Genomic DNA, 11,230 nt, shown 5'->3' with positions numbered 1-11,230 from the left:
TCGGATGACGGAGGCGTCTCATGTTGACCACGAGCTTCAAGACACGTGACCTTCCGAAAGGCGACCAGTTCGATTCCTGGCGTGACTGGTACCGAGGGGTCTTCGAGACGTCGACGGACGTCACGGTATCGGCCGGGTTCGAGGCCGCCAATTCCAACTGGACCATCGGCGGCCTGACCGTCAGCGAAGTGGCCTCGCCGCCGGTTGCCGTCACTCGCAGTCGGCCCTTCGTGCGCCGCAACCCGGTCGATCACTGGGTGATAACTCTCAGCAACAGCAGCACGAGCGAGGTCACGGCGCGCGATCGCCAATTGCGTGTACCAGCCGGCGTGCCGTTCCTCCTGTCGCTGGGCGAGGAGATGTCCATCCGGCGAGAGGTCGGCGAATCGCGGATGCAGTTTCTGCTGTCGCGCGACGCCTTCGCCGGCTCGGAGCCACTTCTCGATGCCGCCGTCGGCATCCCGCTGGACGGGCCATGCGGCGCCCTGCTGGCGGACTTCCTGCGCATGGTGAAGGCCAGTCTCCCGACCCTTTCTGACGAGGAAGCTTCCCGGGTGAAGGGCGCGGTTCAGGCCATGCTCGAGGCCTGCCTGGCGTCGTCGGACTGTGCTCTGGAAAAGGCGGAACAGCCCCTAGCTGCCACCTTGATGCAACGGGTGCGCAAGGCAGTGGCTCGCCATCTGTACTCGCCATCGCTCGGCATGACGAATCTGTGTCGGGAAGCTGCCACCTCGCGCTCGCAGCTCTACCGCCTGCTCAAGGACCAAGGCGGCGTCGCGCAGTACATCCAGCGCCGCCGCTTGAGCGAAAGTTTCGCCATCCTCTGCGACACGTCGCACAACCATTCCATCGGACGCATTGCCGAGATGCTGTGCTTCGCCGACGCTTCGGGGTTCAGCCGGGCTTTTCGCCGCGAGTTCGGGATCACGCCGAAGGAGGTGCGTCTGGCGGCGCTGGGAGGGCTGCCGACGTCGCCGCCGCCCCGGGATGACGGTGGGGCCGGGCAATTCCGGGAGTGCCTGCGCTCGCTCTAGCCCTTCCGGCGAAACGGGCGCGTCGTAGACTTCAAATGCGCAGATCGAGGGCGGCGCTCGCTTGCGGGGGCGCCCCACGCAGGCAAGCTGCGAAGCTGCCTGCCGCCGCCTCGTTCGTGCCGGCGCTGGCCGGGATAGGCGGCAGGCCGCCCCGTGCCGCGTCGCGCACATCGCTCGGGCTGACCCCGAACTCGCGGCGAAAGGCGCGCGCGAAGCTCGACGAATCGGCAAAGCACAGCATCTCGGCGATCGCCGAGATGGTCGAGCTGGCCGTCAGGTCGCAAAGCATCGTGAACGCTTCCGACAGGCGTTGCTTCTGAATGTAGTGACCAACGCCGCCTTCGCCTTCGAGCAGGCGATAGAGTTGGGAGCGCGACGTGGCGGCTTCCCGGCAGATCAACTCGGGCCCCAGTGTGGGCGAGTGGAGGTGCCGGCGGATGGCTCGACGAACCCTTTCCATCAGGGTGACGTTGATGAGCGGCTGGGCCTCGCCAACCCGATGAGCCGTCGGTGCGAGGCAGGCCGCGATCATGGCGCGTGTCGCGTCGGTCAGCCGCAAGGCATCTTGCTCGCCGAGGCTCGGCAGATTGCGCATCAGCAGGCGCATGTAGTCGGCCAGCAGCGTGGCGCCAGCCGGCTGCAAGGGTTTCAGGCAACAGGCGTCGAGGAGGGTGGCGATGCCGTGGAAAGAATCGCGCGACAGATAGAGCTGGATACGATCGTCGGCCTCGCGCTCGTTCTTCATCGGCTGGCCCAGCGAAACGACGAAGGGCAGCCTTGCCGGCGCCGCCAGGGTCGCGCTGCCGGAGTCGAGCCAAGTGACACGGCGCTCGCTGAGCGTGATCGCCCAGTGGTCGATGGGCTCGCGCCGGAGGAGCGTCTTCGTGCGGACGACCGACAGGCCCGGCGCCGTGACATGATTGAGGGTGAATCCGTTCAGGGTCCAAGCGCGGGCTCGCGCGACGAAGACCTCCTCGCCGGAATGCAACGGCGACGCGTCGAACACGCGGCCGTACCAAGCTTGCCAAGCCTGGAGTTGGTCCCGCGCAGGCAGATCGCTGGTGCTGAATTCACTGCATTGCATTAGCGTCTCTCGATCGTGTCCCAAAGCGTAGCGTAGCTGATGCTTGGTGGGTACGACGATTCGGGTGTGAGCCGGATCGGTCAGTGAGCCACAGTGGGCGGTCCGCCGATGGGATCATCGCCGACAGGCGTGATGCTTTCCAGCGTGATCTAGCCCGTATTTCTCGAACCGGTCAGTTTGAGGGCGCCGACGGGCTTGCCGTTCGGGATTAAGGAGCCTGTCATAAATTCGTGTGCCTGAACCGGTTGCTATTAGGCGCACGTCTGCGAGCCGCGGTGCAATATCCCTGATTTCGACTGTGCGCTGTCGGGTTCGTCAGCGGGCGCCTGCTGTGAGCAAGGCGTAAGCCGGCCGGAAGTCGTCCTGCCAGGGACAGCCCGAAGTCATGCGAACTAAGCTCGCTGCCATCGGAGGAGCTACGCCTCGAGCAACGAGGCGATTTGAGTTGATGGTGTAGCCGACCAGTCCGAGGCATGGGAATGCCGCGCATGACGAGGTCCATCTCGAACCGCTCGCGGCCGGCGACGATCAGCGCAAGATGGACACCCGTCGCGATCGACGATAGCGCCGATGGCAGATAGAGCCCTGTCAGAATCTGCCACCGTGAAGGTCACGGCGTGCGGGACCTCGACGAGCTGCCTCGAGGCGCTGCGCACGCTCTCGTGCATGCTCGGCAGATGGAAATGAGGGGGATCCACGCCAGGATCGCGATCTGGCGCGGCCGTTGAAAACGGGCATGAACAGCCGATCCGCAATGCGCGACAATCTGAGGATAGCCCGCACAAGTTGCTGCCGAGCCACGTGTTGCGGGCGAAGATGTAAAGTTCCTGTCCTCGGCCAGCAGCTTGACGTCGACGCCGATGTCCTCTGGTGGGCAGATAAGAGCTCCACGGTGAGCCTCTGTCAGGGAACGTTTCCCAGTCGCAGGCGTTCGTTGCATAGCCAGAAAAACAGGGAGTTTAGGCAATGACGCGCGTTATGCTGATGACCTTCGTGGCGTGCATGCTCGGAGCATGTAGCGTCAACACAAGGACCGTTGAAACCCGCCCGACGCCGGCCACGGTCATGACGACGACGCCAGCAACAACCACGTATTCGACCACGACCCCCGCTGGCACAACGTCGACCACGGTCGTCCGCTAGCAAGTGCTAGACGACTTGACCCCCGATGGTCGACTTCCCAAGGCTGAAAAAATGCAGCGGAGGATTTGACGTTCACTCGCGCTCATCGTTTGCGAGTTCCTCGATTGCCTCCTTGGTCAAGTCGCTCATGCCAGTCTGCGTGTCGTTGACAGTGGCGCCTTTAGGGTCCTTCAAATTATTCAGCGCGTCGATGACCTCGTCAGCGGTGTTGCATCCGATGTCGGTCTGACCGGGCACTCGGATGACGAAGCGTGTCTTGGGCATGTCCATCTCCTATTGTGGGCCTCTTGTTGTTCAACGCGACCCGGTCGGGCCGGTGCGGTGTTTAGCGCTCGGCGCCCACACGCCGTTCAGACCGCCACCGACATGGCATAGACTTGGCCTCGCTTGGCGTTGAGGAACGCCGTCGTCATTCTCGGCGCCAGCCGGAATGAGCACCTTGGCATCGTCGCAGAGCTTAACCTGCTTTCGCAATAGGGCGGTCCTGGTCGTTCGCTGTGCTGCTGGTCGGATATCGGCTTACCCTGAAGACGCTAAAGGGCTCGCCGGTAGCCTCCGTTATCCGGTCGGCCAAGTGAGCCGAAGTCCTCCGCCCAGCGTCGAGGCCGAGCTGGGCGAGTTTCGCTCACTGGCTACACCGATGGCAATGTGTGACTCCGGTGACACAGGCCAACGTCATGTAGCGCAGGCAGCAACTTGGTGCCGTCCCCCGACGTAGAAGGGGCGCGAATTTGCAGGGGTGTGCAGCAATGGACTTGGAATCGCGGCGGCTCCTGTTGGGAGTTGTCCTCTACGTCGTGACGATCGGCGGAGCTGTGGCGACGCTGGGCGCTGCGTTCGCCGGGAACCACGCGGCTCCTCAAGTGGCCTATGCGGCTCCGTCGGAGTCCAAGGTGGTTCCGCCCGCACTCTCAGGAAGTCGTTAATGCTGCGGCGCATTCACGCCCGAAGCGGTCTGACCGATTCTATGTGAGCCACTGCACCAGGCGCTGGTGCGCCGTTCGCGGCAGCTGCCGTCGGCCGCCGGCATCCGGTAAATGGTGCCACCGAGCTTGATGTAACGGCCTTCGTCGAGCGGCGTGTCAGGCACCGCTGCCGGTGTGGTGTCGACGAATATCCAAGGCCAAACGGCATGGTCCAGGAAACGGTGCGCGCCTTGTTCAGCTGGCGGAGACGAGTCGCCGGCGCCCGGACTTTTCATGGCGGTGACGGAAACGCCAGGAGGCCGTGCCTTCACGAGGAGAAAGTTCCGCCGACGGCTGGCGATTAACGCGTCGGCGCGTCATGAACTCAGGCTACTCGCCGATATATGCAACGGCCTCAATTTCCACCTTCATGCGAGGATCGACGAGCGCCTTGACCTCGACCAATGTCGACGCGGGCTTGTGGTGCCCGAAGTAACGCTGGCGCGTCGGGTTGATGCTCGCCCGTTCCGTGATGTCGGTCATGAAGACGAGCACCTTGATCACCTGATCGGGCCGCCCGCCCGCGTGACGCAGGCAGGTATCGATCGACTTCAAGGCGATTTCGAACTGGCTGACGGTATCCGATGGAATGGTTCCGTCCGCCTTCATCCCAACCATGCCGGAGAGGTAGATGAAGTCGCCGGCCTTGACGACGTGGCAGTAATGGCTGACCGGCTCCATCTCGCCGGGAACCATGTATCGTTCGATGGGCATGAGGCTTGTCTCCCTAATCCTCGAAGCCAACGAAGACCGTGGCCTCGGCGACGGACTTCCGCTCGGACACGACCGCATTTGCCGGAAAGCTTTCATCCGGCCAACCCAGCGCAATGCTCTTCATGATGACCTGGTCGTCAGCAATTCCGGCGTGCTCGCGCACCACGGGCGATTGCATGATGCCCTGGCTGTTGATCACGGCGCCGAGCCCCCGCGACCAGGCGGCATTGACCAGGGCGGTGGCCACGGCGCCGCAATCGAACGGCGTATCGTCGCTGCCATCGAGCACGCGGTCGTAGGTCACAATCACGCAGACGGGCGCGTCGAATTGACGGAAGCCGCGCAAGACCCAGTCCTGCCGCCCCTCCTTGTCATCGCGTGCGATCCCCATGGCGGAGAACAGCTGCTTGGCGACACCGACCTGCCGGTCCCGGTGCTGCCCTGCGAAGCCCTGACCCGTCCGGAACTCACGCGACTGCGGGATGCCCGCCACCATCCGTTCCGTGTTGCCGGCGCGGATCCGGTTCAGGGGTTCGCCGGTGACGATGTAGAAATTCCAGGGCTGGGTGTTCATCGACGACGGCGCGCGCATCGCCAAGCTGATGATCTCCTCGATCAGCGCCCTGGGGACAGGATCGGGCTTGTAGCCACGGATGCTCCGGCGACCGAGGATGACGTCATCGAACTGCATGTGCCTGAACCGCCCAAAAAGGTCCTACAGGTATTTCTCGCTCAGAAGCCACAACCTGTTCAAGTCCCCGCGACCGCGTGAAAAGCTGCCTTGCGCGTCCAGACGCTGCTATGAAGCGCGCGCTTCCGCCCTCCCCGGACATCTGAAATCCCGCGTATGCGTACGATCAAACCGCCAATCTGGCTACTGATGACCGCGACAGTGTCGTCGCAATTGGCCGTGACCATCTTCCTGCCGTCGCTGCCGACCATCGCGCGCAGCTTCGATGTCGCCTACGGCACGGCCCAGCTGACGCTGTCGGTCTATCTGTTCGCGTTCGCCTTCGCGCAGCTGGCTGTGGGCCCGCTCTCCGACCGCATGGGCCGGCGGCCGGTCCTGCTCGCCAGCCTCGTCGTGTTCACGATCGGCAGCCTCTGCTGCGCCCTCAGCCCGACGATCGAAACCCTGATCGTCTCGCGCCTGATCCAGGCCTGCGGCGCCTGCGGCGGCGTTGTGCTGGGCCGCGCCATCGTGCGCGACAGCCGCTCCGGCCCCGAGATGATGCGGTCGATGGGCTACATGGCGTCCGCCATGGCGCTGGGGCCCGCGCTCTCCCCGCTGCTGGGCGGCCAACTGCTGGGCGCCTTCGGTTGGCAGGGCAGTTTCTGGTTCACGGCCGCCGTCGGTCTCGCGATGCTGGTCGCGGTTTGGCTCATCCTGGGCGAGACCGCCCCGAAATCACCGCCGCGCACGACCGGCATCGTGCGCGGCTATCTCGACGGTTTCCGGGTCGTGCTGCGCGAGCGCCGGTTCATGGGCCTCATGATTGCAGCCACCTGCGCCTCTTCCGCCTTCAACGTGTTCTTCGCCGGCGGACCCATCCTGCTGATCCAGACGATGGGCGTGGCGGCGGAGCTTTTCGGCTGGTTCACGCTCGCCTGGGCGGGCAACTTCGTCGTCGGCAGCCTGGTCTCCAGCCGCCTGCAGGGCCGGGTGAACAGCCTGACCCTCATTCCCGTCGGCCAGGGCATCCTGACCCTCGGCGCGGTTGCGATGATGGCGACGGCCCTGCTCGGCTTCATCACGCCGCTCGCGCTGATCGTGCCGCTGATGCTGATGGGTTGGGGCAACGGCCTCAACATGCCCAACGCGATGGCGTACGCGCTGGCCTCGGTGCCGGCCAACCGGGTCGGGGCGGCGTCGGCGCTGATGGGTTTCGTGCAGATGATCGCGGCCGCGCTGCTGACCTTGCTGATCGGCTACCTGCCGCACACCACGCAATGGAACATCGGAGTCGGCGTCGCGCTGACGGGCGTCGTGGGGCTGGTCGGCTGGTGGACGCTCGTGCGCAGGCCGTGAAAGCGCTCCATCAGGAAGACGGAGCAGGGATCGCCGCTTGGACATTCGCCAGGGCCGCCTGCAGCGCGGCTTCCTGCGTGTGATCCAGTGATGTCTTCAACACCGTACCGCCTTCGCCTTTGAGACCCGCCAGCACCTTGTCTGCAGTAACCTTCCGCAGCAGGACGAAAAGAGCCGCTGTTCCCGGCGGAATCGCGGCTGCCGTATCCTTCATGAACTTGTCGTTGATGCCGACGTCGGTCAAGGCGCCGCCGAGGGCGCCAGAGGCGGCGCCAAGCGCAGCACCGGCGAGCGGCATCAGGAAGATCAGGCCAATCAGCGATCCCCAAAAGGCGCCACCGACAGCTCCTGCCGTCGTGGTATTGATCATCTGATGTAGCTTGATGTGTCCGTTGGCATCCTTGACGGCCACGACGGCATCGCCCAATTCGAGCAGATACTCCTTCTGCATCGACAGCAGCTTCTGTCGAACTTCTTCGGCCTTGGCCTCGCTTGGGAAAGCAATTACGACGAGCTCACTCATGTGACCCTCCTCCAAAACTCGTTGCTCGCAGGATAACCCTGTTGCGCATCACAGCAAACCGTAGCGGCCAGCACGGATTCGACCGGGAGGTTGCGATGCGCGCCAAAGAGCTCACCCGCTGGCTCAGCATTTGCCGGAGCGCATCCCTACAAGTCCAAAGGTTTCCGACATCGCCCGTGCAGGGGCCACCGGCTGCTCCGCCTTTGGGAGAGGGGCCGCAGATCGAACAGGCGGTATTGCGTCAGGCACCATGATATTGCCTAAGGTGCGCTTCTCCATTCTCTTTCCCAGGGCGCCGACCCGATGACCGGACAGAAGTTGCTCGTCGCCAATCGCGGCGAGATTGCCATTCGCATCTTTCGCTCGGCGGCCGACCTCGGCATGGGCAGCATCGCGATCTATCCGGCGGACGACGGCGCCAGCCTGCATGTCGAGAAGGCCGATGCGGCGATCGCGCTGCCGGGGCGGGGCGTCGCCGCGTATCTGGATGGAGCGGCCATCCTGCGGGTGGCACGAGAGGCGGGGGCGACGGCGATCCATCCCGGCTACGGCTTCCTGTCGGAGAACGCGGCCTTCGCGCGCGCCTGCGCCGAGGCCGGCGTCACCTTCGTCGGCCCGACTCCGGAGATTCTGGAGCTGTTTGGCGACAAGCACCGGGCGAGGGAGCTCGCCCGCGAGGTCGGCGTGTCGACGCTGCCGGGCACGGCGGCGCCCACCACGCTCGACGAGGCGCGGGCGTTCATGGCTGGGCTCGGTGCCGGCGCGGCCGTGATGGTCAAGGCGGTTGCTGGCGGCGGCGGTCGCGGCATGCGTCCGGTCCTGACCGCCGGCGAGCTAGAGGAGGCCTTCACGCGGTGCCGCTCGGAGGCGACCGCCGCCTTCGGCTCGGGCGAGCTTTATGTCGAGCAGTTCGTGCGCAAGGCGCGCCACATCGAGGTGCAGGTGATCGGCGATGGAATGGAAGTGGCGCATCTCTGGGAACGCGACTGTTCGCTCCAGCGTCAGCGGCAGAAGCTCGTCGAGTTCGCTCCCGCGCCACACCTGGAGGCTGGCGTGCGTCAGCGGCTGCTCGATGCCGCCCTGACGCTCGCGCGCGCCGCGCGCTACCGCAGCCTCGGCACGTTCGAGTTCCTTGTCGATGGCGCGAGCGGCGATTTCCATTTCATCGAGGCGAACCCGCGCCTGCAGGTCGAGCATACGGTGACGGAAGCGGTCACGGGCCTCGATCTGGTCGAGCTGCAGCTCCGGCTGGCGGGCGGCGCCACCCTGGCGGAGCTTGGCCTTGCGGGCGGCGCGGGACCGGTGCCGCGGGGCATGGCGATGCAGCTCCGCATCAACGTCGAGACGATGCAGCCCGATGGGACGGCCAAGCCCGGCGGCGGCGTGCTGGGCACGTTCGAGCCACCTTCCGGTCCGGACATTCGCGTCGACGGCTATGGCTATGCTGGCTACGCGACCAACCCGGCCTACGATTCGCTGCTCGCCAAGCTGATCGTGTTCGCCCGTTCCGGCAGGATCGAGGATGTGACAGCCAAGGGCTATCGCGCCCTCTGCGAGTTCAACATTGCGGGCGTGCCGACGAACATCTCCTTTCTTCAGGCCATGCTGCTGGACGAGGAGGTGCGGACCGGCACCCACACGACCGGCTTCGTGGAGGCAAATGCGCCCGCGCTCAGCGCTGGTGCGGCGGCCGCTCATCCGCGTCTCTACGCGACAGCGAAGCAGAACCAGAAACGCGCCGCCCGGGCCGGGGCCAAGGTCGACGCCGCGGACCCGCTCTCCGTGCTCGCCTATGGCCAGGCGGCGCGCGACGGGCAGGAACCGACTCTCGGTGCCGCGGGTGCGCAAGATCTGCCGGACGGGATGATCGCGGTGCGGACGCCGATGCAGGGCACGGTCATCTCGATGGCCGTGGCGGTCGGCGACGCCGTTCCGGCGGGAGCCGAGGTTGCCGTGATGGAAGCCATGAAGATGGAGCACGTCATCAAGGCGGATGCCGGCGGTATCGTCCAGGCCCTTCATGCCGAGCCCGGCGACACGCTCTGGGAGAACCAGCTTCTGCTCTCCCTCGAACCGTCCGAGGTTGCGGCACAGGCCCAGGGCGGCGCGGATGAGCTCGACCTTGATGCCATTCGCCCGGACCTTGCCGAAGTGCTGGCGCGTCGCGCGCTGACGCGCGACGAGAGCCGGCCGGATGCCGTCGAGCGCCGCCACAGGACCAACCATCGGACCGCGCGCGAGAATGTCGCCGACCTGATCGACCCCGGCACGTTCGTGGAGTACGGGCCGCTGATCATCGCCGCGCAGCGGCAGCGGCGCACGCGGGACGATCTTCTGGCCCGCAGCCCGGCCGACGGCCTCGTCGCCGGTGTCGGCCGCGTGAACGGTCACCTGTTCGAGGCGCCCGACACCGGCGTCGCCGTGATGGCCTACGACTATACCGTCTTCGCCGGCACGCAGGGCGTCCACAATCACTGGAAGACCGACAAGATCCTCGACATCGCCGAGGACGGGCGGATGCCGTTGGTGCTGTTCGCCGAAGGCGGCGGCGGCCGGCCCGGCGACGACGACTATGGCGGCTTCATCCAGTTCGACACCTTTCATCATTTCGGCCAGCTCTCGGCGCTGGTGCCGCTGATCGGCATCGTCTCGGGCCGCTGCTTCGCGGGCAATGCGTCGCTGCTCGGCTGCTGCGACGTGATCATCGCGACGGCCGACACAACGCTCGGCATGGGAGGCCCGGCCATGGTCGAGGGCGGCGGTCTCGGCGTGTTCACGCCGGAGGAGATCGGGCCGATGCCGGTGCAGACGCGCAACGGCGTCGTCGACATCCTGGTCGCCGACGAAGCGGAAGCCGTTGCTGTCGCCAAACGGTATCTCGCCTATTTCCAGGGGCCGCTGAAGGGCTGGACCGCGCCGGATCAGCGGCGCATGCGCCATATCGTGCCGGAGAACCGCTTGCGCACCTACGAGGTGCGCGACGTCATCCGGACCTTGGCCGACGACGGGTCGGTGCTCGAGCTGCGCCGCGACTTCGGACGAACCCTGGTGACGGCGTTGATCCGGCTGGAAGGGCGAACGGTCGGCGTGATGGCCAACGATCCGAAGCACCTGAGCGGCGCGGTCGATTCCGACGGGTCGGACAAGGGCGCGCGGTTCATGCAGCTCTGCGATGCCTACGATTTCCCGGTCGTCAACCTGTGCGACACGCCTGGCATCATGGTCGGGCCCGAGGCGGAGAAGACGGCGCTGGTCCGGCATGCCGCGCGCCTGTTCCTGACCAGCTGCAACATGACCGTCCCGTATTTCACGATCGTGCTGCGCAAGGCCTACGGCCTGGGGCAGGCCGCCATGGCCGGCGGCAACTACCGCGCGCCTTACTTCTACGTGTCCTGGCCGACCGGCGAGTTCGCGCCGATGGGCATCGAGGGGCAGGTCAAGCTGGGCTTTCGCGCCGAGCTCGCGGCGATCGCGGATCCGCAGGAGCGTCTCAAGTTCTTCGAGGACAAGGTCGCGAAGGCCTACGAGGCGGGCAAGGCGTTGAACCGTTCGACCAACTTCATGATCGACGACGTGATCGACCCGGCCGAGACGCGGGCCTGGGTCGTCAACATGCTGGCCGCCATCCGACCCGCGCCGCCACGCGCCGGAAAGAAGCGCCCGATGATCGACGCCTGGTGATGGGCACGGCGAGCGTCAGCCGGTGTGGCGAGGTTGTTGGCAGCACAATCCGCTCGT

The 11,230-nt window shown here is 65.7% G+C and carries 9 protein-coding genes; 3 read left to right on the top strand and 6 right to left on the bottom strand.

Annotated elements, in window-relative coordinates:
* The first annotated feature begins 20 nt into the window (after nucleotides 1-20).
* Nucleotides 21-1,034 carry a helix-turn-helix domain-containing protein gene (locus ACQY8M_RS00200; RefSeq protein ID WP_428668333.1) on the top strand — a complete coding sequence of 338 codons (1,014 nt, stop codon included), beginning with the start codon at nucleotides 21-23 and terminating at the stop codon, nucleotides 1,032-1,034.
* 31 nt (nucleotides 1,035-1,065) lie between these two features.
* Here ACQY8M_RS00200 and ACQY8M_RS00195 read toward each other — a convergent pair whose 3' ends face one another.
* The 5 genes from ACQY8M_RS00195 to ACQY8M_RS00175 form a co-directional block, all read right to left on the bottom strand.
* Nucleotides 1,066-2,040 carry a helix-turn-helix domain-containing protein gene (locus tag ACQY8M_RS00195; protein WP_428668331.1) on the bottom strand — a complete coding sequence of 325 codons (975 nt, stop codon included), beginning with the start codon at nucleotides 2,038-2,040 and terminating at the stop codon, nucleotides 1,066-1,068.
* Nucleotides 2,041-3,333: 1,293 nt separating this feature from the next.
* Entirely contained in the window at nucleotides 3,334-3,525 is a 192-nt protein-coding gene (locus ACQY8M_RS00190) for a hypothetical protein (RefSeq protein ID WP_428668329.1), read from the bottom strand.
* Nucleotides 3,526-4,183: 658 nt separating this feature from the next.
* A complete protein-coding gene (locus tag ACQY8M_RS00185; protein WP_428668327.1) occupies nucleotides 4,184-4,498 on the bottom strand; it encodes a hypothetical protein in 315 nt (104 codons plus the stop codon).
* Between the two features lie 58 nt (nucleotides 4,499-4,556).
* A complete protein-coding gene (locus tag ACQY8M_RS00180) occupies nucleotides 4,557-4,940 on the bottom strand; it encodes a RidA family protein (protein WP_428668325.1) in 384 nt (127 codons plus the stop codon).
* A gap of 13 nt (nucleotides 4,941-4,953) precedes the next feature.
* Entirely contained in the window at nucleotides 4,954-5,631 is a 678-nt protein-coding gene (locus ACQY8M_RS00175; protein WP_428668323.1) for a nitroreductase, read from the bottom strand.
* A gap of 156 nt (nucleotides 5,632-5,787) precedes the next feature.
* Here ACQY8M_RS00175 and ACQY8M_RS00170 point away from each other — a divergent pair, with 156 nt between their 5' ends.
* Complete coding sequence (locus ACQY8M_RS00170; protein WP_428668321.1) at nucleotides 5,788-6,969, top strand: multidrug effflux MFS transporter; 1,182 nt, start codon at nucleotides 5,788-5,790, stop codon at nucleotides 6,967-6,969.
* 10 nt (nucleotides 6,970-6,979) lie between these two features.
* Here ACQY8M_RS00170 and ACQY8M_RS00165 read toward each other — a convergent pair whose 3' ends face one another.
* Nucleotides 6,980-7,492, bottom strand: a complete 513-nt coding sequence (locus ACQY8M_RS00165; protein ID WP_428668319.1) for a DUF1269 domain-containing protein — start codon at nucleotides 7,490-7,492, stop codon at nucleotides 6,980-6,982.
* Nucleotides 7,493-7,795: 303 nt separating this feature from the next.
* Between ACQY8M_RS00165 and ACQY8M_RS00160 the strand changes: the two genes are divergently transcribed.
* Entirely contained in the window at nucleotides 7,796-11,173 is a 3,378-nt protein-coding gene (locus ACQY8M_RS00160) for a carboxyl transferase domain-containing protein (RefSeq protein WP_428668317.1), read from the top strand.
* Nucleotides 11,174-11,230: the final 57 nt, after the last annotated feature.

This window comes from Reyranella sp. (assembly GCF_965279465.1).
Lineage (GTDB): Bacteria > Pseudomonadota > Alphaproteobacteria > Reyranellales > Reyranellaceae > Reyranella.
The sequence above is the reverse complement of the archived record's forward strand: the minus strand, read 5'-3'. Positions and strand labels throughout refer to the sequence as shown.